The sequence below is a fragment of the Nonomuraea sp. NPDC059194 genome, assembly GCF_042754765.1.
Taxonomy (GTDB): Bacteria; Actinomycetota; Actinomycetes; order Streptosporangiales; family Streptosporangiaceae; genus Nonomuraea.
The window spans coordinates 48,622-73,017 of sequence record NZ_JBHZBH010000040.1; the positions used below are offsets into that span (position 1 = coordinate 48,622).

At 70.5% G+C, this 24,396-nt stretch carries 29 protein-coding genes; 20 read left to right on the top strand and 9 right to left on the bottom strand.

Features of this window, described 5'->3' with window-relative positions; all coding sequences use genetic code 11:
• Window positions 1–52 precede the first annotated feature (52 nt).
• Window positions 53–811 carry a DUF1838 family protein gene (locus ACFXJ8_RS35345; protein ID WP_379648505.1) on the bottom strand — a complete coding sequence of 253 codons (759 nt, stop codon included), beginning with the start codon at window positions 809–811 and terminating at the stop codon, window positions 53–55.
• Between the two features lie 109 nt (window positions 812–920).
• On the opposite strand from ACFXJ8_RS35345, the gene ACFXJ8_RS35350 reads away from it, so the two are divergent.
• The 3 genes from ACFXJ8_RS35350 to ACFXJ8_RS35360 are packed head-to-tail and all read left to right on the top strand — an operon-like array spanning window position 921 to window position 2,934.
• Window positions 921–1,571, top strand: coding sequence for a heme oxygenase (biliverdin-producing) (locus ACFXJ8_RS35350; RefSeq protein ID WP_379648507.1), 651 nt, complete (start codon window positions 921–923; stop codon window positions 1,569–1,571).
• Window positions 1,568–2,749: an NADH-ubiquinone oxidoreductase-F iron-sulfur binding region domain-containing protein gene (locus ACFXJ8_RS35355; protein ID WP_379648509.1), complete on the top strand. Its 1,182-nt coding sequence runs from the start codon at window positions 1,568–1,570 to the stop codon at window positions 2,747–2,749. Before ACFXJ8_RS35350 ends, ACFXJ8_RS35355 begins: the two co-directional genes overlap by 4 nt.
• Window positions 2,746–2,934, top strand: a complete 189-nt coding sequence (locus ACFXJ8_RS35360; RefSeq protein ID WP_379648511.1) for a ferredoxin — start codon at window positions 2,746–2,748, stop codon at window positions 2,932–2,934. The genes ACFXJ8_RS35355 and ACFXJ8_RS35360 overlap by 4 nt, the downstream gene beginning before the upstream one ends.
• Before the next feature lie 40 nt (window positions 2,935–2,974).
• On the opposite strand, the gene ACFXJ8_RS35365 is transcribed toward ACFXJ8_RS35360, so the two are convergent.
• A complete protein-coding gene (locus ACFXJ8_RS35365) occupies window positions 2,975–3,637 on the bottom strand; it encodes a heme oxygenase (biliverdin-producing) (protein WP_379648513.1) in 663 nt (220 codons plus the stop codon).
• Window positions 3,638–3,726: 89 nt separating this feature from the next.
• On the opposite strand from ACFXJ8_RS35365, the gene ACFXJ8_RS35370 reads away from it, so the two are divergent.
• Both ACFXJ8_RS35370 and ACFXJ8_RS35375 read left to right on the top strand, forming a co-directional pair.
• Window positions 3,727–4,359, top strand: a complete 633-nt coding sequence (locus ACFXJ8_RS35370) for a TetR/AcrR family transcriptional regulator (RefSeq protein WP_379648557.1) — start codon at window positions 3,727–3,729, stop codon at window positions 4,357–4,359.
• Between the two features lie 203 nt (window positions 4,360–4,562).
• Entirely contained in the window at window positions 4,563–6,017 is a 1,455-nt protein-coding gene (locus ACFXJ8_RS35375) for an aldehyde dehydrogenase (RefSeq protein ID WP_379648514.1), read from the top strand.
• On the opposite strand, the gene ACFXJ8_RS35380 is transcribed toward ACFXJ8_RS35375, so the two are convergent.
• Complete coding sequence (locus ACFXJ8_RS35380) at window positions 5,978–6,529, bottom strand: MarR family winged helix-turn-helix transcriptional regulator (RefSeq protein WP_379648516.1); 552 nt, start codon at window positions 6,527–6,529, stop codon at window positions 5,978–5,980. The two genes, ACFXJ8_RS35375 and ACFXJ8_RS35380, sit on opposite strands and share 40 nt — an antisense overlap.
• 103 nt (window positions 6,530–6,632) lie before the next feature.
• Here ACFXJ8_RS35380 and ACFXJ8_RS35385 point away from each other — a divergent pair, with 103 nt between their 5' ends.
• The 13 genes from ACFXJ8_RS35385 (at window position 6,633) to ACFXJ8_RS35445 (ending at window position 17,477) form a co-directional block, all read left to right on the top strand.
• On the top strand, window positions 6,633–7,130 hold the full coding sequence (locus ACFXJ8_RS35385; protein WP_379648518.1) for a cupin domain-containing protein: 498 nt from the start codon (window positions 6,633–6,635) through the stop codon (window positions 7,128–7,130).
• A gap of 1 nt (window position 7,131) precedes the next feature.
• Complete coding sequence (locus ACFXJ8_RS35390; protein ID WP_379648520.1) at window positions 7,132–8,055, top strand: PDR/VanB family oxidoreductase; 924 nt, start codon at window positions 7,132–7,134, stop codon at window positions 8,053–8,055.
• A gap of 10 nt (window positions 8,056–8,065) precedes the next feature.
• Window positions 8,066–8,287, top strand: coding sequence for a recombinase-like helix-turn-helix domain-containing protein (locus ACFXJ8_RS35395; RefSeq protein WP_379648522.1), 222 nt, complete (start codon window positions 8,066–8,068; stop codon window positions 8,285–8,287).
• Window positions 8,284–9,303, top strand: a complete 1,020-nt coding sequence (locus ACFXJ8_RS35400; protein WP_379648523.1) for a Rieske 2Fe-2S domain-containing protein — start codon at window positions 8,284–8,286, stop codon at window positions 9,301–9,303. The genes ACFXJ8_RS35395 and ACFXJ8_RS35400 overlap by 4 nt, the downstream gene beginning before the upstream one ends.
• On the top strand, window positions 9,300–10,217 hold the full coding sequence (locus tag ACFXJ8_RS35405) for a VOC family protein (protein ID WP_379648525.1): 918 nt from the start codon (window positions 9,300–9,302) through the stop codon (window positions 10,215–10,217). Before ACFXJ8_RS35400 ends, ACFXJ8_RS35405 begins: the two co-directional genes overlap by 4 nt.
• The gene (locus ACFXJ8_RS35410; protein ID WP_379648527.1) at window positions 10,214–10,999 is read left to right on the top strand and encodes an aspartate dehydrogenase domain-containing protein; all 786 of its coding nucleotides are present in this window, start codon (window positions 10,214–10,216) and stop codon (window positions 10,997–10,999) included. Before ACFXJ8_RS35405 ends, ACFXJ8_RS35410 begins: the two co-directional genes overlap by 4 nt.
• Window positions 11,000–11,069: 70 nt before the next feature.
• A complete protein-coding gene (locus ACFXJ8_RS35415) occupies window positions 11,070–11,819 on the top strand; it encodes an alpha/beta fold hydrolase (RefSeq protein ID WP_379648529.1) in 750 nt (249 codons plus the stop codon).
• On the top strand, window positions 11,816–12,601 hold the full coding sequence (locus ACFXJ8_RS35420) for an SDR family oxidoreductase (protein WP_379648531.1): 786 nt from the start codon (window positions 11,816–11,818) through the stop codon (window positions 12,599–12,601). The genes ACFXJ8_RS35415 and ACFXJ8_RS35420 overlap by 4 nt, the downstream gene beginning before the upstream one ends.
• Window positions 12,602–12,610: 9 nt before the next feature.
• Window positions 12,611–13,390 (top strand): SDR family oxidoreductase, encoded by a 780-nt coding sequence (locus tag ACFXJ8_RS35425; protein ID WP_379648533.1) that lies wholly within the window; start codon window positions 12,611–12,613, stop codon window positions 13,388–13,390.
• Window positions 13,383–15,005: a thiamine pyrophosphate-binding protein gene (locus tag ACFXJ8_RS35430; protein WP_379648535.1), complete on the top strand. Its 1,623-nt coding sequence runs from the start codon at window positions 13,383–13,385 to the stop codon at window positions 15,003–15,005. Before ACFXJ8_RS35425 ends, ACFXJ8_RS35430 begins: the two co-directional genes overlap by 8 nt.
• Window positions 15,002–15,703 carry a dienelactone hydrolase family protein gene (locus ACFXJ8_RS35435; protein ID WP_379648537.1) on the top strand — a complete coding sequence of 234 codons (702 nt, stop codon included), beginning with the start codon at window positions 15,002–15,004 and terminating at the stop codon, window positions 15,701–15,703. Before ACFXJ8_RS35430 ends, ACFXJ8_RS35435 begins: the two co-directional genes overlap by 4 nt.
• A gap of 66 nt (window positions 15,704–15,769) precedes the next feature.
• Window positions 15,770–17,134 (top strand): MFS transporter, encoded by a 1,365-nt coding sequence (locus ACFXJ8_RS35440; RefSeq protein ID WP_379648539.1) that lies wholly within the window; start codon window positions 15,770–15,772, stop codon window positions 17,132–17,134.
• 265 nt (window positions 17,135–17,399) lie between these two features.
• Window positions 17,400–17,477 (top strand): DUF5990 family protein, encoded by a 78-nt coding sequence (locus ACFXJ8_RS35445; RefSeq protein WP_379648558.1) that lies wholly within the window; start codon window positions 17,400–17,402, stop codon window positions 17,475–17,477.
• Window positions 17,478–17,629: 152 nt separating this feature from the next.
• Here ACFXJ8_RS35445 and ACFXJ8_RS35450 read toward each other — a convergent pair whose 3' ends face one another.
• The 4 genes from ACFXJ8_RS35450 to ACFXJ8_RS35465 form a co-directional block, all read right to left on the bottom strand.
• The gene (locus ACFXJ8_RS35450; protein ID WP_379648540.1) at window positions 17,630–17,950 is read right to left on the bottom strand and encodes a GYD domain-containing protein; all 321 of its coding nucleotides are present in this window, start codon (window positions 17,948–17,950) and stop codon (window positions 17,630–17,632) included.
• 255 nt (window positions 17,951–18,205) lie between these two features.
• On the bottom strand, window positions 18,206–18,634 hold the full coding sequence (locus ACFXJ8_RS35455) for a hypothetical protein (RefSeq protein ID WP_379648542.1): 429 nt from the start codon (window positions 18,632–18,634) through the stop codon (window positions 18,206–18,208).
• Window positions 18,635–19,049: 415 nt separating this feature from the next.
• A complete protein-coding gene (locus ACFXJ8_RS35460) occupies window positions 19,050–19,199 on the bottom strand; it encodes a hypothetical protein (protein ID WP_379648543.1) in 150 nt (49 codons plus the stop codon).
• 105 nt (window positions 19,200–19,304) lie between these two features.
• A complete protein-coding gene (locus ACFXJ8_RS35465; RefSeq protein WP_379648545.1) occupies window positions 19,305–20,765 on the bottom strand; it encodes a glycosyltransferase family 39 protein in 1,461 nt (486 codons plus the stop codon).
• Window positions 20,766–21,099: 334 nt separating this feature from the next.
• On the opposite strand from ACFXJ8_RS35465, the gene ACFXJ8_RS35470 reads away from it, so the two are divergent.
• Together ACFXJ8_RS35470 and ACFXJ8_RS35475 are read left to right on the top strand one after the other, a co-directional pair.
• Window positions 21,100–21,753, top strand: a complete 654-nt coding sequence (locus ACFXJ8_RS35470; RefSeq protein ID WP_379648547.1) for a glycosyltransferase family 2 protein — start codon at window positions 21,100–21,102, stop codon at window positions 21,751–21,753.
• Window positions 21,750–22,436 carry a TIGR04282 family arsenosugar biosynthesis glycosyltransferase gene (locus ACFXJ8_RS35475; RefSeq protein ID WP_379648549.1) on the top strand — a complete coding sequence of 229 codons (687 nt, stop codon included), beginning with the start codon at window positions 21,750–21,752 and terminating at the stop codon, window positions 22,434–22,436. Before ACFXJ8_RS35470 ends, ACFXJ8_RS35475 begins: the two co-directional genes overlap by 4 nt.
• A gap of 107 nt (window positions 22,437–22,543) precedes the next feature.
• Here the strand turns inward: ACFXJ8_RS35475 and ACFXJ8_RS35480 are convergent, their stop codons facing one another.
• Window positions 22,544–23,527 carry a radical SAM protein gene (locus ACFXJ8_RS35480; protein ID WP_379648551.1) on the bottom strand — a complete coding sequence of 328 codons (984 nt, stop codon included), beginning with the start codon at window positions 23,525–23,527 and terminating at the stop codon, window positions 22,544–22,546.
• Window positions 23,521–24,312, bottom strand: coding sequence for a phosphate/phosphite/phosphonate ABC transporter substrate-binding protein (locus tag ACFXJ8_RS35485; RefSeq protein WP_379648553.1), 792 nt, complete (start codon window positions 24,310–24,312; stop codon window positions 23,521–23,523). Before ACFXJ8_RS35485 ends, ACFXJ8_RS35480 begins: the two co-directional genes overlap by 7 nt.
• Window positions 24,313–24,396: the final 84 nt, after the last annotated feature.

Sequence of the window (24,396 nt, forward strand, 5' to 3'; positions counted from 1 at the left end):
CATTGTTCCTATATGCGGAAAGTCGTATATGTGAGTGGAAAGAATAGGCCACTCAGGCCTGCCGGGCATCGTCCGAAGGATGTATTGCGCGCCAGCGGAAGGAGGTCCAGCTGGTCTCGTTGGGGGCCGACCAGGCTTCCGGCGCCTCCGCGAACCGCGGGCCGTGCGCGGCGATGAACTCCCTGGTCCGCTCAGGAACGGCCGCCCAGTCCGCGAGCTTGGCGCCCCGGCAGTGGTAGACCAGCGCGCCCGGCCGGTCGGCCATCCGCATCCAGGGCAGCCAGGGGGCGACCCGCGTCCATGACAGCGTGCACGGCACGTTTGCCATGTCGGGGTCGTCCACATCGGTGGCGCGGGCGAAGAACTGGAACAGCTCCATGGCTCGATAGGTGTCGTCCCCGGAGTTGTCCGGATAGTCGGCGACCGGCAGCGGCGAAGGGTAGGCGAGGAGCACGTCCGCGTTGACGACCACATCGGTTCCGATCCGGGTGGTCGACGGTTCGAGTCCGCGGGGCCAGTACTGGTTCACCGGGTCGTTCCAGACGTGAAGGACGTCCACCTTCTCGCCGGTGTAGCGGTTGTCCCAGCCGTCCAGGATCTCGCGCGTGACCGGGTCGAGGTAGAAGGCCGCTTCGCGGCTGAGGAGCCGATAGCCGCCGTCAGCGGGCACCGCCCGGGACACGTTGACCCCTTCGAACCCGAAGAGGTGGTGGGGGCCGTCCCCCGGCAGCCAGGCGTAGACGTCGCCCGTCCACCACACGGTGACTTGCGCCCCGCTCAGATCGGCTCGGATACGGACCAGGTCCATCATCAGCCTCCTTTTCATGACAATGTGTCGCCAAACCATTGACGTGAGGGGCGGCACTTAACGACACTCTGTCGTGAAACATGATTCCAACGCAATGCCCTGGAGGGCACAGATGACCGAGACCTTCGCCGACGAGCTCAGGAAGACGACCTGGGGCGATCACGAGGCTGCCGAGCACACCGCCTACCTGGAGGCGTTGATGAACGGCAAGGTCTCCCGCGCCGGCTACGCCGAGATGGTCGCCCAGCACTACTTCGCCTACGTCGCGCTGGAAGAGGCCGGCCGGGCGCTGGCCGACGACCCCGTCGCCGCCCCCTTCGTGCGGGCCGAACTGGAGCGGGTGCCCGCCCTGGAGCGCGACCTGGAGAGCCTGTACGGCCCTGCCTGGCGCGAGGAGATCAAGCCGTCCAAGTCCACGCTCACCTACGTCGCGCGCATCAACCAGGTCGCCGACTGGCCCGGCGGCTTCATCGCCCACCACTACACCCGCTACCTCGGCGACCTGTCCGGCGGCCAAGTGATCAGGAAGGTCGCCGAGCGCACCTACCAGTTCGAGGACGAGGGCGGTATCAGCTTCTACCTGTTCCCCAACATCCCCGACCTCAAGGCGTTCAAGGTCGAGTACCGGGACCAGCTCAACGCCCTCGACCTGGACGACGTCGAGCGCAAGCGGATCATCCGCGAGGCACTGCTGGCCTACCAGCTCAACACCGAGGTGCTCGTCGAGATCGGCAAGCGGCTGCCGGACTACCTGGTCGCATGAGCTTCCCCGTTCCGGTGCGATCCCTGGGCCGGCCGCGTCTGCTGGCCGGACTGCCCGCCGGCGGGCCTGAGCCGACCGGCGAGCAGGTCGTGGAGATCGCGGCGGCGGCGGGCATCCGCGGCCGGGGCGGAGCGGGCTTCCCGCTCGCGGTGAAGCTCCGCTCCGTCGCGGCCGGATTCGTGATCGCCAACGGCGAGGAAGGCGAGCCCGCCTCGGTCAAGGACCGCTACCTGCTGCGTGAACAGCCGTCCCTGGTGCTGCGCGGGCTGGAACTGGCGGCGCGTGCCGTACGGGCCGAGCGATCTTTCCTGTATCTCAGCGACCCCGTCGCGGCTGCTCGGGTGCGGGCGGTCGCGCCCGCCGAGGTCGAGATCGTGCAGGTGTCACCCGCCTACGTGGCAGGAGAGGAAACGGCCGTCGTCCGCGCCGTCGGCGGCGGCCCGGCGCTTCCGACGGCCAAACCCCCCCGGCCCTGGCAGTCAGGGCTGCTCGGACGGCCGACCCTGGTCGGCAACGTCGAAACCCTGGCGCAGCTCGCGCTGGCCGTACACCTCGGACCTGAGGCGTATCGCGCGGTCGGTACTGATGACTCGCCGGGCACCCTTCTCGCCACGGTCTCCGGTGCGGGACAGGCTCCCGCTCTCTACGAGGTGCCGTACGGCATGCCGTTCGGCACCCTTGTGGCGCAGCACGTGGGCTCGGCGGCCGAGGTGACCGGCGTCGTGGCGGGCGGGTTCGCCGGCGGTCTGCTACCCGCCCCCGCGCTCGTCCTGCCCCTGACGCACGCCGCCTTCGCGAGCGCGGGAAGCACGCTCGGCTGCGGCGCCTTCGTGCTGCTGGCCGGTGACTGCCCCGTGGGGGTGGCCGCCGAACTGGCGCGCTTCTTCGACGAGGAGAACGCCCGCCAGTGCGGGCCGTGCGTCAAGGGCAGCGCGGGGGTCGCCGAGGTGCTGGCCCGGCTCACGGCCGGAGCAGCGACCGGCGAGGACGTCGAGCGGCTGGAGCGGTGGGGGGAGGGGCTGGCCGGGCGCGGCAACTGCGCCACGCCCGACGCGGTGTCAGTTCTGGTCGGTTCGCTCTTCCGGCACCACCGCGAGCGGGTGCGGGCGCATGTGGACTCCAGGTGCGCCACCTGCGCCCCGCACGATTTCCGTATTCGACTTGAGGAGAATGCATGAAGGTCGCCATTGACGCTTCTGTCTGCGACGGCAAGGGCTACTGCAAGCGCTTCGCCCCAGAGGTGTTCGGCCTGGATGAGTGGGGCTACGGCAAGGTGCTCGTCGAGGAGGTGCCGCCGGAGCAGGAGGCCAACGCCCTGGCTGCGGTGGAAGCCTGCCCGCTCCAGGCCATCAACACGATGTGAACGAGGGCTGCCTCCGGGTGGGAGGCAGCCCGTTTGCCGCTCAGCCGAGGTCGAAGGTCTCGCCCAGCTCGACGGTGATGGCGGCGTTGCCGTTGAAGGCCTGGTTGCCCTCGTCCACCAGTGCCGGGACGTCCTCGTCGGTGACCGGGATCGCATTCATCCGGGCGTGGTATTCGCCGACGAACGCGTGAGTGTCCTCGATCTCGGCGAAGTCGTAGAAGGCGGTGCCTTCGCCTCCGGTCAGGCCGTAGGTGGTCGCGAGCATCTTGCCGAGCGTGGCCCCGCCGTGCAGGTAACCCGCGTAGCGGATCCAGTGATGGGGCACCAACCCGAGCGGCCACTCGTCCCTGACCCGCTCCAGCCGGGCGACGTAGGCGTCGGTGGCCGGTGAGGTCTCCAGGGCCTGTCGCCAGTCCCGGCCGTAGAAGTGCGCCAGGTCCTTCTCGATCGCCTCGGTGCGGTGGAGTTGCGGCAGGTGCAGCACGCCGACCGCCGGGTCGTCGCGCAGCGCCTCCGTGGTGCGCTCCAGGGCGGCATAGACGGCGTGGAAGCGCACCAACCAGAGGCGGTAGGCCTCCTCGGTGAGTTTGCCCTGGAACAGGGCGAGCATGTAGGGCGTGTTCTCGGCCGCACGATGGGCCTCCGTCGTCCCCTTGTAGAGCAGCCGGGACAGAGGATCGCGGTCCTGCGAGATGGGTTCCATGGGTCTCCTCATCTTTATGACGACATGCCACAAAGATAACGACAACTTGTCGTAAAAACAATGGAACGGCGTTCCTGGTCGTGGCTGTGATGGTCTCGGCTGCTGTCGCGTGCGAAGATGCCGATGTGCCCCGAATCTCCGCCGCGAACCTGAGCGAGCATCGCGCGCAGACCCTGGAACGCATCTTCGCAGCGGTCTCCCGGCTGTCGCGCAGCCAGGCCACCGACGACATCTCCATGACCGACGTCGCCGCAGCGGCCGGAGTGGCACGCACCGTGCTCTACAACTACTTCCCCGACAAGGCCTCGCTGCTGCTGGCCTTCAGCGAGCGGGTCACCGAGTACTTCGTCGAGCGGTTCGAGCGCGACCTGCCGACGTCAGCCGGCGCATCCGAACGGGTTGCCGTGTTCATCCGGCTCACCCTCGACGGGCTGCTGGCTCATCCCCACCCCGACGCGGCCGAGATGTCCGTGGCTCTGGGCGCCGAGGCCTATCACGCGCTGGCGGGACATGTCGCGCCGATGCAGCGGATCCTCGCCGAGATCATCGCGGAGGGCGTGCGAACGGGGGAGTTTCGCCCGCTCGAACCTGACACTGCGGCACGCAGCGTCATGGGGGTCATCGGTGCCGAGCGCATACCGCTCGTTCAAGGGCGGATTGGCCTGGACGAGGCGCGGCGCGCCGTGACGTCCTTCGTGCAAAACGCTCTCCGGAAGGAATAGCTGCCCAGGAACGCCCACGACCTCGTACCCGCCGGCCGAGCGCGAGACCCCGTTTCGTGGAGGGTCGCCCACCCGATGTGGCAAGCGGGCTGAGCGCCCCGGTGGGACCAGCATCAGTCCACCCTCAGCGCCCGATCCAGCTTGCCCTATTCTAAAAATCTTAGCTATAAGGTAAATTTGCCAGGTCGAGAGGGAGGAAGCAGGTGCAACCAGCAGACGAGATCCTCGTGGGCGGGAAGTGGCGGGGCGGCTCAGGCCCCGTCATCGAGACGGCCGACCCCGCCACCGGCCAGGTGATCGCCCGGATCCACGGAGCGGGCGTCGACGACGTGGCGGACGCCGTGCGGGCCGGGCAGCGGGCCGTCGCCGACCCGGCCTGGCGCGACCTGCTCCCGCATGAGCGGGCGCGGTACCTGGCGCGGATCGCCGACCTGGTCGACGGGCACGCCGAGGACCTGGCCCGGCTGCAGACGGCCGACACCGGTAAGTCGATCAACGAGACCAGGGCTCTGGTCGCCAGCGCGGCGGGCACCTTCCGCTACTTCGCGGCGGCGCTGGAGACGCTGGAAGGCGCGCTGACCCCGTCCCGCGGGCCGTACCTCACGATGAGCGTGCACGAGCCGATCGGCGTGGTCGGCGCGATCACCCCGTGGAACTCGCCCATCGCCAGCGACGCCCAGAAGATCGCCCCGGCGCTGGCCGCGGGGAACGCGGTGGTGCTCAAGCCCGCTGAATGGACGCCGCTCGTGTCGCTCGCGCTGGGCCGTCTGGTCACCGACTCAGGTCTGCCGCCGGGGCTGCTGTCGGTGCTGCCGGGAGAGGGGCGGGTGGTCGGCGATGCGATCGTCCGCCATCCCGGCGTGGGCAAGGTCTCCTTCACCGGCGGCACCGCCACCGGCAGGGCCATCGGCGCGGTCGCCGCGGAGAAGATCATGCCGGTCTCGCTGGAGCTGGGCGGCAAGTCGCCCACCATCGTCTTCCCGGACGCCGACCTGGACCAGGTCGTGGCCGGGGTGCTGTTCGGGATCTTCTCCTCGTCCGGGCAGAGCTGCATCGCCGGATCGCGCCTCTTCGTCCACGCCGACGTCTACGACGAGGTTCTCGCCCGGCTGGTCGAGCGGGCCGGCAAGCTGCGGGTCGGGCCGGGCGTCGACCCGGCGACCCAGGTGGCCCCGCTCGTGACGCACGCGCACCGGGACCGGGTGGCGGCCATGGTCGACCGGGCACGGGACGAGGGGGCCAGGGTGCTGTGCGGTGGCCGGGCACCGGACGGCCCCGGAGCCTATTACCCGCCGACGATCCTGGACGGCCTGGACAACGATTCGGCCACCTGCCAGGAGGAGATCTTCGGCCCGGTGCTCGTCGCGCTGCCGTTCGCCGACGAGGACGACCTGGTCGCCCGCGCCAACGCGTCGGTGTACGGCCTGGCCTGCGGCATCTGGACCCGCGACTACCGTACGGCCTGGCGGGTCGCCAGGCGGGTGGAGGCGGGCACGGTCTGGATCAACACCTACAAGCAGTTCAGCGTCTCCACGCCGTTCGGCGGGATGAAGGAGAGCGGGCTCGGCCGGGAGAAGGGGCGCGAGGGCATCCTCGCATACACCCGGCAGAAGAGCGTCTACCTGGGGCTCAGCGAAGACCCGTTGCCCTGGGCTTGAGCGGCGCGCCCGGCCGCCTCCAGGGAGCTCTCCAGCCGGGACAGCAGGCGGGCGAGCTGGCGCTGCTCCACGTCGGTCAGCTTGGCCAGCATCCGCTGCTCGTTGGCGAAGTGCGTCTGCGCCACCCGCTCGACCAGGTCGAGCCCGGCGTCGGTCAGCTGCGCGTAGACGACGCGCCGGTCGTCGGGGTCGCGCTCCCTGACGACCAGCCCCGCCTTCTCCAGCCGATCGACGCGCAGTGTCACCCCGCCCGTGCTGACCAGCGAGGTCTCGGCGAGCTGGCCCGCGGTCATCCGGTATGGCGAGCCGGAGCGGCGTAGGGCGGTCAGTACGTCGAAGGCCGCCATGCTGATGCCGTACGTCTCGAAGACCTCGTTCAGCAGCACCTGGTACCGCAGGAAGCTGCGGTGCAGGCGGCCGAACACGGCCAGGGGCGCGATGTCCACCTCGGGAAGCTCGCGCCTCCACTGCTCCATGATCTGGTCCACCGCGTCGGATGATCTGCGCGTCATGAGAAAAGCCTAAAGGGGACTTGTGCGTGAGGAATCTGACTGCTAGAAAGCTTGTACATCAATATTTTGGTCCTAAGATAATTTCCCCAGATAGGAGGGGCCAATGACCGATCTTGACAAGCTGATCGACTCGGCTATTGCCACGCGGGAGAGCCGCCACGAGGACTGGGACACCCTGGGCTTCCAGGCCAAGGCCGGGGACGAGTTCAGGCGTGCCCAGATCCGCTACATCGGCTCAGGGGCCACCGGCAATCACGAGACCGACCACCGCATCCTGCCGGCCGAGCACTTCACCTTCTCCAACATGCGGCTGCCCGCAGGGGCCGTCGGCCCCGAGCACACCCACCATGACGCGGAAGAGGTGTTCTTCGTCCTGGAGGGCACCCTGGAGGTCACCGTCCACGACGTCGAGGACGGCACCAGGACCGCGTCCAGGATCCTCGGCTACCGCGACCTGATCCGGGTCCCCGCGGGGGTGCCACGCAGCCTGCGCAACATCGGCGACGGTGACGCGCTGTTCTGCGTCGTCATCGGCGCCGCCAAGCCGCAGATCCCGACCTACCCGCCGACCTCGGCGGTGCACGGCATCTCCAGGGACTGACATGGTCGCGCTGCGCCTTCACCAGATCACGTGGCTCGCCGAGGGGGTCGTCCGCCTCGAACTCACCGATCCCCGTGGCGGCGCCGCCCTGCCCTCCTGGGAGCCGGGCGCACATCTCTCGCTGCACCTGCCGAACGGCCAGATCAGGGAGTACTCCCTGTGCGGCGACCCCGCCGACGGCCGGGCCTACGCGGTCGCCGTGCAGCGGGACGAGCGGTCACGGGGCGGCAGCGCGCACGTGCACGAGCGGCTGAGGGTGGGCGACCTCATCGAGGTCGACGGGCCGAAGAACAACTTCGCGCTGGTGGACGCGCCGTCGTACCTGCTTGTCGCGGGCGGGATCGGGATCACGCCGATCAAGACCATGGCGGAGGCGCTGGAGGCCGCGGGCAAGGACTGGCGGCTGTTCTACTGCGGTAGGTCGCGAGACCGAATGGCCTTCGCCGACGGCTTCGGCGACCGCGTCACCCTGCACTGCGACGACGAGGCCGGTTCCCCGCCCGACCTGGCCGCGGTGATCGCCCGAGCCCCCGCCGACGCGCTGGTCTACTGCTGCGGCCCCGAGCCGCTGATCCAGGCCGTGGAGCGGGCGCTGGACGACCCCGCGCGGCTGCGCGTCGAGCGGTTCCGCGCTCCCGAGCAGCCCAGGGGCTCCGCGGCCGAGGCGCCGTTCACGGTGGTCTGCCGCGACCGGCGGTTCACCGTTGAGCCGGGCAAGTCGATTCTGGAAACCCTCCGCGCGAACGGCCTGGACGCCCCCTCCTCCTGTGAGGAGGGCATCTGCGGCACCTGCGAGACCCGGGTGCTCGGCGGCGAGCCCGACCACCGCGACTTCCTGCTCACCGACGCAGAAAAGGCCGCGGGCACGTCGATGATGCTCTGCGTCTCCCGCGCCCGCACCCCCGAACTAGTCCTCGACCTCTGAGGGAGAAGCCATGCCCCTGCGGCTGCAGCCGGTGCAATCCCGTAAACACGAGCTCACCAGCTACGAGCACGCGCTTGCCGACGAGCTGGAAGCCATCTTCGGCCACGGCGTGCACGACCTGTCCGGACTGGTCGCGGCACTGAACGAGACCGGCGTGCGTCCACCCGACGGCGCCGACTGGACCGAGGAGTCGTACACCGCCGAGATGGCGAGGCTGGGAGCTGCCGAATGAACACCGTCGAGGACCTGATCCACCTGGGCCTGCGCGACAGGTGGTACGCCCTGTGTCCGTCGGAGCTGGTCAAGCGGGGCGAGCTGGTCCGGCTGGACCGGGCGGGCGAGGAACTGCTGCTGTGGCGGGACGCCGCGGGAGCCGTACACGTCCAAGAAGACCGCTGCCCGCACCGCGGCGCCCGGTTGTCGCAGGGCGTGCACATGGGCGACCGGATCGCCTGCAACTACCACGGCGTGCAGATCGACAAGGCGGGCGTGGTCGTCTCAGTGCCCGGCGTGCCCGGGTGCTCGCTGGAGGGCAAGCGCGCGCTGCGCACGTTCCCCGCGACCGACCACGCCGGAGCGGTGTTCGCCTGGTTCGGCGACGCCGAGGACGCCGAGCCGGTGCCGTTCGACGTTCCCGAGCAGCTCGCCGACGAGGAGTGGGACCACTTCCTGGCATACGTCGAGTGGGACGCACCCTGGGTTTACTCGCTCGACAACCTCATGGACCCCATGCACGGCGCGTTCCTGCACCGCAAGTCGCACACTATGGCGTCGGGCAAGCGGGAGGCGCTGTTCCAGATCAGGGACACCGACACCGGGTTCATCTTCGAGAAGACCGACCAGGTCGGCGTCAACTTCGACTGGTCGGAGTGGATCGACACGGGCGCCCAGTGGGTCCGCCTGGAGATCCCCTACCGGGCGACGGCCGGGCCCGGCGGTCCCTTCACGATCGTGTGCACGGTCACGCCGATCAACCAGACGCAGCAGGCCGCGTTCTTCTGGCGCTGCCGCAAGGTCAGCGGCTGGCAGCGCGACACCTGGCGGTTCCTCTACAAGGCCAGGCTGGAGGCCAGGCACTGGGAGGTCCTGGAACAGGACCGGGTGATGGAGGAGGCCATGCCGCTCGACGCCTGGTCGCGGGAGAACCTCTACCAGCACGACCTGGCCCTGGTACGGCTGCGCCGCATGATCCGCGGTGAGGCCCAGCGCCAGCTCGCCGCCCGCGAGGAACGGAAGGCCAAGGTATGAACCAGCCCGTAGCGCGCCTGCGCACGCTGCGCAGCGTTGCCCTGCGCACGCCAGACGCGGCCGACGCGGCCGAGTTCTATCGGCACGTGTGGGGCCTGGATCCGGTCGAGCAGGACGGCGGGGTCACCTGGCTACGCGGCACCGGTCAGGAGCACCACATCCTGGAGCTGCGCGAGGCTGAGCAGAACGCGCTCGGCAAGATCGCGTTCGCGGTGGGCGCGCCGCGCGACGTCGACGAGGCCGCGCGCAGGCTCGCCGCGCTCGGCATCCCGCTCGTGACCGAGCCCGGCCCGCTCGACCAGGCAGGCGGCGGGTACGGCCTGCGATTCCCCGACCCTGAGGGACGGCTGATCGAGCTGTCCTGCGAGGTCGAGGCCGTCGTGCCCAGAGACATCGACGGGCGCGAGGCCGTGCCGAGGAAGCTCGCCCATGTCGTGCTCAACACCGTCGACCTCGACGCGGCCTGCAAGTTCTACACCACCGTGCTCGGCATGCGGATCTCCGATTGGTCCGAGCACCAGATGGCGTTCCTGCGCTGCAACGCCGACCACCACGTGATCGCCTTCAACCAGGCGTCGTGGACGTCGGTCAACCACATGGCCTACGAGATGCCGTCGATCGACCACTTCATGCGCGGCATCGGCCGCCTGAGGCACCACGGTGTCACCCCGCTGTGGGGCCCCGGCCGCCACGGCCCCGGCAACAACACCTTCTCCTACTTCGCCGACCCGGCCGGGCTGGTCTGCGAGTACACCTCCGAGGTGGAGCAGGTCCAGGAGGACGCCTGGTTGTGCCGGGTCTGGCGTCGGGTGCCCGAACTGGCGGACCTCTGGGGGACGGCCGGGCCGCCGTCCAAGGACGTGCGCTCGCACATGGCCGGAATCCCCGACTCCGGCCATTGGTGGGAGAAGTGACGCCCGTGGGGGAGATGATGCCGGAGAACGAGCCAAGCGGTGACCTCCCCGGTCCGGCCCCTTCGCGCAGGCTCTGCGTCGCGATCGTCGGCCGGGGCGCCATCGGCAGCGTGGTGATCTCCGCGCTGGAAGCGGGGGAGATCCCCCGAGCTCGGCTGGTCGCGACCGTGGATATCGGCGACCGCCTCGAAGACGCCATCGAGGCCGCGGATCTCGTGGTCGAATGCGCGGGACAGCGGGCTCTGGCCGAGATCGGCCCGAAGGTGGTCGCGGCGGGCAAGGACCTGCTGGTGGTCTCCATCGGCGCGTTCACCGATGACGCCCTGCTTGCCGGGCTCCGCGAAGGCCCCGGCCGTGTCCACCTGACCTCCGGCGCCATCGGCGGCCTGGACCTGCTACGGGCGGCCTCCCGGATGGCCCCCCTGGACAGGATCCGCATCATCACCACCAAGAAACCGGCCACGCTCGGCGTCCCCGACGTCGGACAGCCCGTGGAGGTCATGCGCGGACCGGCCCGCGAGATCGCGGCCGCTTTCCCCAAGTCCACCAACGTCGCCGCCGCCGTCGCCCTCGCGGTCGGCTCCCTCGACCTGGTCGAGGCCGTCGTCGTGGCCGACCCCGCCGCCACCCTCACCTCTCACGTGATCGAGGCGCACGGCGCCTCCGGTGACTACCGCTTCGAGATCCGCAACCACCCCTCCACCGACAACCCCGCGAGTAGCCGGATCGTCCCCTACGCCGTCCTGTCCGCGATCGAGGAACTGTCCCGATGCCTGCCCTGATCACCACCTGCGCGCCGGCCGATCCCGGACGGGGCAGCGGACGGCGCATCGGCGGGGAGGAGACGGCCTGATGGGCATCCATGTGATCGATACCGGGGGGACCGGTGTTCCCGTCCTGCTGTTGCACGGGATCGGCGGCAGCGCCGAGTCCTTCGTGGACCAGATCCCCGCACTGTCGGCGTGCTTCCGGGTCCTGGCCTGGGACGCCCCCGGCTATTTCCGCTCCGACGATCTTGCCGCTGTGGAACCTGACATGTCGGTATACGCGGCCCATGCCGCTGCCCTGCTGCCGGTCCCCGCGCACGTGATCGGGGTGTCCTGGGGCGGGGTCATCGCGACCCGGCTCGCGGTGGAGCACCCCGGATTGGTGCGGTCGCTCGTGCTGGCCGACTCCACCCGGGGCTCCGGCCGTACCGCGGAGCAGGCAGCCGCCATGCGCGCCCGCGCAGTGGAGTTGGAGCAGGTCGGGGCGGCGGCGTTCGCCAGGGCCCGGGGCCCGCGCCTGGTGTCCCCGCAGGCGGCGCCCGAGCTGGTGGACCGGGTGGTGACCGCGATGGAGCAGTCGATCCGCCTGCCCGGTTACCGCCATGCGGCCGCCTCGATGGCCGGGACCGACCACGATGACGTGCTCGGCTCCATCACCGCTCCCACCCTGGTCGTCGTCGGCGACCAGGACACCGTCACCGGTGTGGCGGAGAGCGAGGCCATCGCGGCTGCCGTCCCCGGCGCGCGGCTCGCGATCATCGAGGGCGCGGGCCACCTGGCCAACCAGGAACGGCCCGAGGAGTTCAACCGGCTGATCCTGGAGTTCCTGCGATGAGTCCTGCTGCGAACCACCCCGGATTGGTGGCTCAGGGACACGTCCTCGGTGGACGGCTCGTCGTCGTGACAGGGGCAGGGAGAGGCCTCGGGTTTGAGATCGCGAAGGCGGCCGGCCTGGCCGGGGCGAGGGTCGTTCTGGCGGAAGTGGACGGGGAACGGGCCGCCAAAGCGCACGCCACGCTGGTCGGCGAGGGTGTCGAGGTTCATCGTGTCGACACTGACGTGGCCGATCCGGTCTCGGTGGCTCGGCTGGCGGGCGCGGTTGCCGACCTCGGCGGCGCCTACGGGCTGGTCAACAACGCCGCCCTGGCCGACGGCGTCGGCGGCAGGCCGTTCCACGAGATCGACGTCGCGGACTGGGACCGGCTGATGACGGTCAACATCCGCGGCCCCTGGCTGGTGGCCCGCGCCCTGTTCCCGCGCATGACCCGGCCCGGCCGCATCCTCAACCTGGCTTCGGACGCCGCGTTCTACGGCTCTCCGAGGCTGGCGCACTACGTCACCTCCAAGGGTGCGCTGATCGCGATGACCAGGGCGCTCGCCCGGGATGCCGGGCCGTACGACATCACCGTCAACGCGCTCGCCCCCGGCCTCACCGAAGGCGAGGCCGCCGAGCGCATTCCCGCCGAACGCCACGAGCTCTATCGCGCGGGCCGCGCGCTCGCCCGCCCGCAACGGGCCGACGACCTCACCGGGGCCGTCGTGTTCCTCCTGTCCGATGCCGCGTCGTACATCACCGGGCAGACGCTCGTGGTGGACGGCGGGTTCGTCTTCCACTGAGGGGCTGTCATGGATCTCGGCCTGACCGGACGCACCTACCTGGTGACCGGAGCCAGCTCGGGCGTCGGTCTCGCGACCGCCGAGCTGTTGCTCGGCGAGGGCGCCAACGTGATCGCCTGCGCCAGGGACGGCGTACGGCTGGCGCAGGCGCTGGAGCCGCTGCCCCGCGCAACGGGCGCCAGAGTGGTCGCCGAATCGTGCGACGTCTTGGACGCCGAGGCCGTGGCCGGGTTCGTCGCCCGCGCGGGGGCGGACCTGGGCGGCCTGGACGGCGTGGTGAACAACGCCGGCCGCTCCCTGATGGCATCGGTCGCGGACACGACGGCGGAGCAGTGGCGTGAGGAGTTCGACCTGAAGATCTTCGCGGTGCTGAACACGGTTCGCGCCGCGGAGCCGTACCTGCGCAGGTCGCGGGCGGGAGCGGTCGTCAACGTCAACGCAATTCTGGCCCGCCAGCCCGAGCCCCGGCTGGCCGCCACCTCCGCGGCCCGCGCGGCGCTGCTCAACCTCACCCGGACCCTGGCCGCCGACCTCGCCCCGGTCCGGGTGAACTCGGTCTGCCTCGGGCTCATCGACACCGGCCAGTGGCGGCGCCGTTTCGAGGCCGTCGGCGCACTGTCCTACGAGGAGTGGTCGGCCGAGGTGGCCGCCGACCGGGGCGTCGCGCTCGGCAGGCTCGGTCGAGCCGAGGAGGTCGCCTACCCCATCGTCGCGCTGCTCTCGCCGCGCGCGTCCTACATCACCGGTTCGTCCATCGACGTCGGCGGAGGAGTTGCGAGATATGTCTAACGGTGGTGACCTGCTGGTCCAGATCCTGCGGGAAAACGGCGTCGACACCGTCTTCGGCGTGATCAGCGTGCACAACCTGCCCTTGGTCGAGGCCGTGGACCGGGAGCTGCGATTCGTCGCCGTCCGGCACGAGGCCGCGGCGGTCAACGCCGCCGACGGCTACGCCCGGGCGAGCGGCGGCCTCGGCTGCGCGCTGACCAGCACAGGCACCGGCGCCGGCAACGCCGCCGGATCCCTGATCGAGGCGCTCAGCGCGGGCAGCCGGGTGCTCCATGTGACCGGGCAGATCGACAGCGGCCACCTCGGCCAGGGCCGCGGCGTCATCCACGAGACCAAAGACCAGCTCGGCATGCTGACCGCGGTCTCCAAACACGCCGTCACGGTGCCCTCCGCCGGAGAGGCCGGCGCCATCCTGCGCGAGGCGGTACGGCGGGCATTGGCCAGGCCGTACGGCCCGGCCAGCGTGGAGTGGCCGATCGACCTGCAGTACGCCGCGCAGGAGGTGACCTCCGGGACAGCGGGGAGCTCGCCCGTGCCCGCCGCGGACCCGGATCGGGTCGGGGAAGCCGCGCGGGTCATCCGGGCTGCCCGGCGTCCGGTCATCTGGGCCGGGGGCGGCGCCAAGGAGGCGGGACCGGAGCTGCGCGAGTTCGCACAGCTGCTCGGCGCGCCGATCTTCACCTCGAACGCCGGGCGCGGGGCGGTGTCCGAGGACCACGAGCTGGTCGTCGGCAACTTCGCCGTGAACCCCGCCGCGGCGTCCTTGCTCGCGGATGCGGATCTACTGATCAGCATTGGCACGCATTTCCGGTCGAACGAGACCAAGCACTACAAGCTGGCGCTGCCCGAGCGGCACGTGCAGATCGACCTCGACCCGGCTGCCCTGGGGCGGGTGTACCCCGCCACGGTGGGGGTTTGCGGCGACGCCGCCGACGCGCTTGCCGCCCTGGCAGGCGAGTTGTCATCGGGAGTGTCGACCGAGGAGGGCTGGCACGACCGCGCGGTGCAGACGCGGCAGGCGGTCAGACAGCGCCTACGCGCCGACATCGGGAAATATGCACTCATCTGCGACGCGATGCGGGAGCACCTGGACCCGCGCTCGCCGATCGCCAGGGACGTGACGATCCCCTCCAGCCAGTGGGGCAACCGCCTACTGCCGATCCACGACCCGGCCACCAACATCTTCCCGCTCGGCGGGGGCATCGGTCAGGGCCTGGCCACCGGCATCGGAGCCGCGCTCGCCCGGCCTGACGTGCCCACCGCGGTGATCGCCGGAGACGGGGGCCTCGCCGTCCACCTCGGGGAGCTCGCCACGCTGGCCCAGGAGCGCCCCTGGCTGGTCCTGGTCGTGTTCAACGACGGCGGCTACGGCGTGCTGCGCAACATGCAGGAGGCCAGGGGCGTGGCCCGCTCGGGCGTCGACCTGTATACCCCGGACTTCCGGGCGCTCGCCGCGGCGATGGCGCTGCCATATGGCTTCGTAACCGCCGCCGAGGAGTTCCAGGAGGTGTTCGCGAAGGCGGTGGCCGCGCGCGAGCCGTACCTGATCGAGGTGGACGTCACCGCCGTCGGACCCACCCCCGTGCCCTTCGTCCCTCCCGTGGAGGTCAGATGAGCGTCCACCACGGCCCGGCGAACCGGGGCAGAAGAGTGCTGCGCACCGCGGCTCCGCTGTTCGTACGGGAGCCGTACGGCCCACCCGCGGGCGGCGCGATCGTGCTGCACGACGTGTTCGGTGTGACGGGCTACGCTGAGGCGGTGTGCCGCCTGCTGGCCCGCCAGGGCAGGCTCGCGGTATCGCCGTACCTGTACTACGAGAGCGGCGGCCCGGCCTTCGAGGCTGACGAACTGACCGTCGCCCGGGCACACATGGACTCCCTGACGGCGCAGGATGTCGCCGCGGACGTATCGGCGGCACTGAACTACCTGGCCGGGCGAACCGTGGGGCCGGTGCTCGTCATCGGATTCAGCATGGGCGGCTACCTGGCCACCTGGACGGCGGCCCACCACGCCGTGCAAGCCGCGATCGCGGTCAGCCCGTCCGGCCCCTGGGCGGGCATGCCCCCGCCCGAGGTCCTGGTCGCGGACCGCAGATCGCCGTGGCTCGGGGTGGTCGGCGAGTCCGACCTGTTGGTCGACGCCGATCTGCTCGGGATGGCCACGTCAACTCCCGGGCCGCCCGCGGCGCTGGAAAGGATCTCCGGTGCCGGGCACGGTTTCTACCGCGCGGGACGCCCGAGGTATGACGCCGAAGCGGAAGAGGAATCATGGCGTCGAATCTGCCGCTTCCTGCAGAAAAACACTTTGCCCTAAACTATTGACCCCTAAGGTATCGCGGCCTATTGTCTCGGCAACGCTCGTCCACGGAAGGAACCCCCCATGACGACCGTGTCCCCCGACTCTTCGGTCGCGTCGATCGCGGCGCGGCTCGAGCGGTTGCCCAACTCCCTGTGGCACCTGAAGGTGCGCACGCTGATCGGAGTCGTCACCTTCTTCGAGGCCTTCGACCAGCTGCTCGTGGCCTCCGCCCTCCCGTTGCTGATCAAGGAATGGCAGCTCACCACCGGCCAGATCACCCTGGCCATCACGAGCGGCTCGGTCGGCATGCTGCTCGGGGCGCTGGCCGCGGGCTGGGCGGCCGACCGGATCGGCCGCGTCCGCGTGGTCATCCTGGCAGTCGCGCTCACCGCGGTGTCCAGCCTGGCGATCGCCTTCGCGCCCGGCTTCGCGGTCTTCGCACTGCTGCGCTTCGTCCAGGGCTTCGGCATCGGCGCCGAGGTGCCGGTCGCGGCCACCTATGTCAACGAGATCGCCAAGGCCAAGAACCGCGGCAGGTTCGTGCTCCTGTACGAGCTGGTCTTCCCCGCCGGCCTCACCGCCGCCACCGTCGTGGCCGCCTGGGTGGTCCCCAACTGGGGCTGGCGTGCCATGTTCCTGCTCGGCGCGATCCCCGCGCTCCTGGCGGTCTACCTCCAGCGCCGCATCCCCGAGTCGCCGCGTTGGCTCGCCACCAAGGGGCGGCTGGAGGAGGCCGACCGGGTGCTGTCCGGCATCGAGGCCGAGGTGGCGCGCTCCAAGCCGCTGCCCGAGCCCGAGCCCGTCACCCAGACGTCGGCCGCCGAGCGCAAGGCGGGCCTCCGAGACCTGTTCGCCGGGATCTACCTGCGGCGCACCATCGTGGTCTCGCTGCTCTGGTTCTTCGGCTACTTCGTGAACTACGGCATCACCGCCTGGCTGCCGACCTTGTACACCAAGGTCTTCAAGCTCGACCTGCAGACCGCGCTCAACTACAACCTGTTCACCAGCCTGGCCGGGCTGATCGGCTGCCTCGTCGTGGCCCTGGTCATCGACCGCGTGGGCCGCAGGCTCTGCCTGGCAATGGGCCTCGGTGGCGCGGCGGTGGCGCTGTTCACGGTGGCCGTGCTGGGCGCCACCTCTGGCACCCAGGTCGCGGTGTTCGCCTCCTTGACGGCGATGTTCGTCTTCGCCACCAACGTCACCCTGTATCTGTACACGCCGGAGCTGTACCCGACCCGGAGCCGGGCCCTCGGCTGCGCGGCCGGCGGTGCCTGGAACCGGGTGGGCGTCATCGTCGGCCCCATCGTGGTCGGCGCCATCGTCGGCTCGGGCGGCAGCCCTTCGACGATCTTCACGGTGCTCGGCGTGATGGCCCTCACCGGCGCGGTGGTCGCCCTCTTCGCGGTCGAGACCCGTGGGCGCACTCTGGAGCAGCTCAATCCCTGATCCCGGCGGTCCCCGTCCGCTCTGGCGAACGGGGACCTGTGCTGGTGCGCCCAGCATGGGCGATCGCTTGGGGGTGGAAGTCCCCTGGAGGAAGAAGTGGTGCTGACACCGAGCCGGAGGCAAGAACGTCGTCGTGAGACCCTGCACTGAGGGACAGGAACCGCGTATGAGGCCGGATGGGTCTGGGTGAGCCTGCCGGCGACGGTGAAGCCCTGTTCGGTGCCGAAACTGACGCAGAGGCTGCGACCTGGTCTTGTAGCTGGGGCTGACGGATTCTGGCGGTCAACCGGTGTGCGCGGCGGTCCGCCCACCGCTGGTGGAGTGGTCGGCGCCCGCGGTCTGATGGCGGCTGGAGGGCGTTAGTGCGCTGGTCGCCGGGCTGGCGAGAATGCTGCACACCTCTTCGCTGGCGCATTCCTGACTGGGCGGGTCATGCACAACTTGTCGGGTTGGCCTCCGCCCAGTCGGTACTGGAGTTGCGGTGTGCGGCCGTGGTCAGGTACCCGGCGGGCGGAAGTCGACCGACTTCTTGGCGGCCTGGTCGACCTCCTCGACGGTCACCAGAACGCTCGTCTTGGATACCAGGGCTCCGCTGGCCCGGACGGTCATCGCGATGGCGGCCATCGACATGCTGTCGGGCAGGTCAACGATGCAGTACAGGTCGTCTTCACCGTATGCGAAGTACATCGACTCGACTGTGCCGCCACACGACCTGACAACCTGCTCCACAGCGGCCTTGCGCCCACTGCCCCCCTCAGCGATCAGCCCCTTCGCGCCCTCCGCGGTGTACCTGGCCTGCACCATGTACTTCGTCATCCGACCCCCCGAAGCTCATACAGAGCGCGGACTGCCCCCACCCGACCACTATCGCACACGACACGTGATCGCCAATTTGATCCGCCATGAGGCCGCCGCAGGTCAGCCTGAGCTTTCGCGCCACGCCTGCCCACCCCTCGGCTTGGAGGCGGGGCTTCTCTTTGGCTCGCTCCAGGCGACCAGCCGCTACCCATCCCGGGTTCCGAGGTCCACATGCTGATCGGGTGCGAGTCCGTCTGACGACATAGCCGCGGCTCAGGTCCCGGGCTTCCTCATGGGCATCCATCGCCAGGTGGCGGCGGCGGCGAGCGCGCAGACCGCCGCCGCCACCAGCACCGCGGCCTGGAAGCCCGTGACGAGGGACCGATCGTCCTCCACGATGACGGGCCCGTACGCCGCGATCCCGGCCGTGGTCGTGAGGGCAACCCCGAGCACGGCTCCGAGCTGCCGGGATTCGGTGGCCAGGCTCGCCGCGAAGGCCCGCCGCTCACCGGCGAGGGCGAGGAACGGCCCGGTGCCGGCCGGCGTGAACACCGCCGGGCGGGCCACCGTGAACACCAGCAGGCCCGGCAGGAGGACGAGCACCCCGCCCACCGGGGCCAGGAGGCCGAGGGCCAGCAGGGCGGCGGTCGCCAGCACAAGACCGGGCAGGACCAGGCGGCGCGGCCCGCGCCGATCGGCCACCCGCCCGGCGGCCGGTGAGAGTAGCGGGGTGCCAAGGCCTGCCCGGCGAGCACGGCACCGGCGGCGAGGCTAGTGAGGCCGAGCCCGTGCTGCAGATACAGCGCGAGCGAGACGGTGACGCCGAGGACCGCGAACTGGATCGCGAACAGGGCGGCGAGCGAGGTCGCGAGCATCGGGTGACGGAGCAGGCCGATCTCGACGAGGGGGTGTGGCGTGCGCATCTCGTGGCGCACGAACAGGGCCAGCAGGAGCAGCCCGCCGACCGTGAGGACCAGCGCGAGAGCCCCGAGCTGGTCACCGCCGACCACTCCGGACACGAGCGTGCCCAGTCCGGCCAGCAGGAGGGCGACCGACTGCCACGCGATCGGCCGCGGAACCGGTTCCCGGGACGGGGTGATGTTGCGATAGCCAAGCATCAGCGCCAGCACCACGATGGCAGCGTGACCAGGAAGATCCAGCGGCGGTCAACAGCGACCAGAACGCCCGCAAGCAGCGGTCCGAGCGCAAGGAATGACGTGCCGCCCGTGGTGAGCACCCCGATCGCCCAGCCCCGTTGGTCGACCACCGACCCAGCTGGCCCTGCGGGCACCGAAGCCCAAGCCACGCCAGTCGCTTGGCGCAGAGCCGGCTGCATGTCTGGAGCGCGGCTTTCACCCGTGGCCCCCGGTGGTCACTCCAGCCGGCGTGTGATGTCCGTGCAGGAACCTCGCCCTACGGGCAGCCACAATGTCAAAGGCCGCGGAGGCCTCCCGCCGATCAGCCGGGACACCTCGCCCGGCACGTTCTCCAACAGCCTCCGCGGGCAGCGGCGGTAGTGCCTGGTCAGATCGGGGGGAAATCCTCGGAGATCGGCGGGCTGGGCGACCACGATCGCGGCGAATCGCCGTTCGGTCACCGCGCGGGCGATGCTGCGTTCGAGTTGTGCCCGGGCGGCGCGGTTCGTGCCGCGCAGGACGTCGGCGGCGGCGGCGCGGTGGGCCACGGGCGGGAGTCCGGCCAGCACGCCCAGGCCCGGGTCGGAGAAGACCGCCACCGGCCCGTCGAAACCACCCAGCCACGCGCGGAGCCGGTCACCTGCGCGGTGGTCGGCGACGCCCGGGACCACGCGGTCGACGGTGAAGGTGTTCACGGCCAGGACGGCGATCTGCGCCAGGACCAGCATGCCGGCCAGCGCCCCGCGTGCGCTCGGCGTCGAGCCGCCCATCCCGATGCCGGCGAGCAAGGCCACCGCCGCATAGGCCGGGAGCATGTTGTTGACCGTGCCGCCCGTATGCAGGAGGCCGGCATAACCTTCCACGGTCAGCGCGAGGCAGCTCAGGGCGATGAGCGGCGGCGTCCGCCGTACCGCGAGCAGGACGGCACCCAGCGAGATGCCGAGGGTGGGCAGCAGGTGCCGGGTCCAGAATCCCGTGTACGCGGCGTGCTCGACGGGGTGCTGGGTGAGGAGTTCGAAGACGTAGAACACGTACCAGCCGTGGCTGGTCAGTCCCCAGAGGAGCGTGGTCAGTCCCACCACCCCCGTGAACGTCGCCGCCAGCACCGCTCCCAGACGGCGCCGGGTGTCGAACAGCAGCGCCGCGGTGATCGCCCCCGCCTCGGCGAGTGCGCTCTGTTTGGTGAGGAAGGCGGCCGCGAGCAGCAGTCCGGCGGCCACCGCACCGCCCGGTCGGCGCATCCACCGAGCCACGTACAGCCCGGCGAGGCTGAGGAGAAGGAACAGCGAGTCCACTCGGGCGATGTCGAACCAGGAGGCGGCGGCGAAGTAGGTCGCGGCGTACAGGCCCGCCGTGGCCACTCCTGCGGCCAGGTCGCCGGTCTCGCGCTGGACCAGCCGGGCGAGGAGGAAGAAACAGCCGAGGGAGGCGATCAGCGAGACCAGCCGCAGTGGGAGATAGGAGACTCCCAGCATGCCGGCCAGGGCCGCCGAGGCGGCGAAGTACAGCGGGGGATAGGGGTCGGGCACGTAGTCAACCGTGGGGGCGGAGTACAGCGACTGGCCGGTGAGCAATCGTTCTACTTCGACCAGGGAGTTGGCCTCCAACCATTCCAGGGCGTACGGGTAGCCCATCCGGCTCACGGCGGTGGCGGCGAACACCGCGATCGCGGTGAGCCCGGCGGCTGCGGCGAGCAAGACCGGAATCCGTGCCACGCCTGCCGGGCCGAGCCGTTGTCCACGACCACCGCACGGAAGCGCGCGACTACTCATGGCCAGCTTCTGGCTTCGCTGGGAGAGGTGTCCTCGGCCACACCGGTCACGTTAGCGGCGAAGTCCCAGCGGCAGGGCCGACGCCGCTGCATGACGCGGTCTCGGCACGGTCAAGGGCCGCGGTTTGCGCGCGATGGCCTCGCGCCTTCCCCCTCAACCCTCGGTCACCGTATGACCGCAGGCTTGAACTGGCCATTTCTCGGAAAGCAGATGACCTTCCCATGAGAATCGGGCCGTCCCGCGGCTCTAGCGTCGAACTATGACGATCGATGTGGTGCTGCCCTGCCTGGATGAGGCTGCGGCCCTGCCGTGGGTGCTCGGGCGGATGCCGGACGCCTTCCACCCGGTCGTGGTCGACAACGGCTCGACCGACGATTCCGCCCGGATCGCCGCCCGGCTCGGTGCGACGGTGGTGACCGAACCTCGGCTCGGGTTCGGCGCCGCCTGCCATGCCGGGCTGATGGCCGCGACCACGGACGTGGTCTGCTTCATGGACGCCGACGCGTCGCTGGACCCCGAGCAGCTGCCGCTGGTGGCCGGGCCGGTCCTGGACGGCGAGGCGGAGCTGGTCCTCGGCCGGCGCGTTCTCCGCCCAGGGGCGTCGTGGCCGTTGCACGCCCGGCTCGGCAACGCTCTGCTGGCCAGGAGGCTGCGCCGCCGGACCGGCGCCGCCCTGCACGATCTCGGGCCGATGCGGGCGTGCCGGCGCGCCGACCTGCTGGCGTTGAGGCTGGTCGACCGGCGCTATGGGTACCCCTTGGAGATGGTCCTGCGCGCGGCTTCCGCAGGCTGGAGGATAGGCGAGGTCGAGGTGGACTATCTGCCCAGGATGGGCCGGCCGAAGGTGACCGGCACGCTGCGGTCCATCGGCGACATGCGCCGGGTCATGGCCGGCCGCGAGAACAGGGTATGAGCGAGCCCGCGGACCACCTGTCCCCTCGCGTGCGGGGAGGGCCACCCGAGGCCCAGATCGTCGTGATGGCGAAGGAGCCGGTACCCGGGATGGTCAAGACCCGGCTGACCCCGCCATTCACCCCGCGCGAGGCCGCGGCACTGGCAGCCGCCGCGCTGGAGGACACGCTGCGAACCGTGGCCCGCGTACCGGCCACGCGCCATGTGCTCGTACTCGACGGCGCCCCTGGCGCCTGGCTCCCCGAGGGCTTCACGGTGCTGCCGCAGCGCGGCCTCGGGCTGGATCAGCGGCTCGCGGCGGCCTTCGACGACGCCCACCGGCTCCTGCCCGTACCGATCGTGCTCATCGGCATGGACACACCGCAGGTCACGCCGGACCTGCTGGCCACCGCCCGCTCCCTGCTGGGCCCCCACGACGCGGTGTTCGGCCCGGCGGCGGACGGCGGGTTCTGGCTGCTCGGCCTGCGCGTCCCCGACCCGGCGTTGCTGCTCGGCGTCCCGATGTCGGAGCCGACCACCGGTGAAGTCCAGTTGCGGAGGCTCAGAGAGGCCGGGTTGAGCGTCGCCTCGATGCCATGCCTGATCGATGTGGACACCGCGGCGGACGTGTTCGCCGTGGCGGCTCTCGCTCCATGGTCGTCCTTCGCCGCCACGCTCGTCAGGACGAGGACGCCGCATGGATAGCAAGGCTCAACGGGGATCGAGCACGCCGGCCGCCCTTCGACGCCGCTCGCAGCCTCCAGCCGGCCGCGGGTGACGAGGCCCGGTGGATGCCGGCCGGCTCGCGGCGCCTACGCGCAGGGGAAGCTCTCCGCCGCGGCGTTGGCGCTGCTGCGATATTCGACGAAGCGGCGGCGTATCTCCTCGACGGCCGCCGACAGAGGGAAGATGTCGCGGGTGACGAGCTGGTCGAGATGGTCGGCGCCGACGGGATGCCAATAGACGCCGTCGTCGGTCACGGTCACTTCGGGGATGAGGCTGTCGACGGTGAGCGCGACTCCTTCGACGGCGGACCCGCGTTGCGCCACGGGCCGTACGACCCGGTCCTGCAGGGGGATGCCCAGAGCGTCGAGGAAGGTGTGGAAGGCGTCGGCGTCGCTGTCTTCGCCAGGTGCGATCGTGGCGGCCACCCGGACGCGGAAACCCTCGTCGAGCGCGATGCGGATACCCGCGATCGCGCGGTTCCAGCTCCCTTGGCCGCGATGCCGGTCGTGCCGGTCCGGAGCGGGGGAGTCGAGGCTGATCTGCAGCGTCAGCCGATCCCGTGGCATGCTGCGCAGCAGGTCGAGCCGGCGGCCGCGGAACAGCATGCCGTTGGTCAGCAGGGTGGTCGGGAACCGGTCGGTGCAGGCTCGCACGATCTGGTCCAGGTCGGGCAGCAGGAACGGCTCCCCGCCGGTGAGAAAGACCTCGCCGACCTCGGTGAGCTCTGCGGCCTCGGCGATGATCCGGCGTACCCGGTCCAGGCCGAGCGCGCGGCGCGGGGTCCGCGGTGAGGACCGCGCACAGCAGTAGTCACAGGCCAGGTTGCAGTCGAAGTTGGTGTAGAGCCACAGACGCGCGCCCGGACGCCGATCGTGAGGGAGGTCCTCGACGGGGTCGCGCGCGCGGCCTCGCCGTACCACCGCGGTGTCGGGACCGATCGCGACGAGCTCGTTGCCGGTCCGCTCGCACCAGCGCCGGACCAGATCGGCGTCGCCGGGCGCGAGGGGAACCTCGACGGTCGCCCCGATCGGCAGGGCGCCGACGCGTTCGACCAGGTCGAGGATCACCATCGCGACGGGATCTGCTGTCTGTCCACCGCCTCGAACAGCGAGGCGTAACCGTCCAGTTGGGGCCGGACCCACCGGCGCAGTCCTTCCATCTCCAGGATCCGCCGATGGTCGGGATTGTTCCAGTCCATCTTCAGCAGGTGCTCCACCCACGGCTCGGTGCGTTCCGCCGGGAGCAGGGTGGTGAAGTTGCAGTGGCAGTACGGCTCGGAGCGCCACACCTCCTCCAGCGCACCCGGCATGAGCTCGTCCCTGCCGATCGCCTCCCAGGAGTTGATGCCGATCGCGGCGGCGTCGGCCTGGTCGGCGAGCACCGCCCGGATGGCGTCCAGCTCGCTGCGCCCGGTGTCGCCGTGCTTGCCCAGGTCGCTGTCGATCCGCAGGAACTCCACGTCGGTGACACCCGCCAGGGTGAGGAAGTGCACGGGCAGGATGGCGGCATGGGCGGAGTCGCACGAGCCCAGCGCGATCCGGCGCTGGTGCAGGGCGTCCAGGCCGCGCATGCCGCTGCCCGCGCGGGCGACCAGGACGGTGGCGAAGGTCAGGTCGGTGTCGCGCATGGCCAGCGCGCGGCACTGGTTTCCGGTTCGCAGGACGGTGCGGACCCAGGCCAGATTCGTGTTCCAGGCGATGTCGATCGTGCCGGCGAGCAGGGAGTCGACCTGGCGGGCATAGTTGGAGAACAGCACGAAGTCCATCTCGGCGTCGCTGCCCTCGAAATAGCCGCGGATGCCCTCCCAGATGGGCACGACGTTGGCGGTGTAGGCCACCGCTCCCATAGTCAACATCAGAACAACTCCTGCCCGGTGATCGCTTTGCCGTAGAAGTCGTAGAGGACATCGGCGGTGGGGGCCATGACGTGCCCGGCGCGG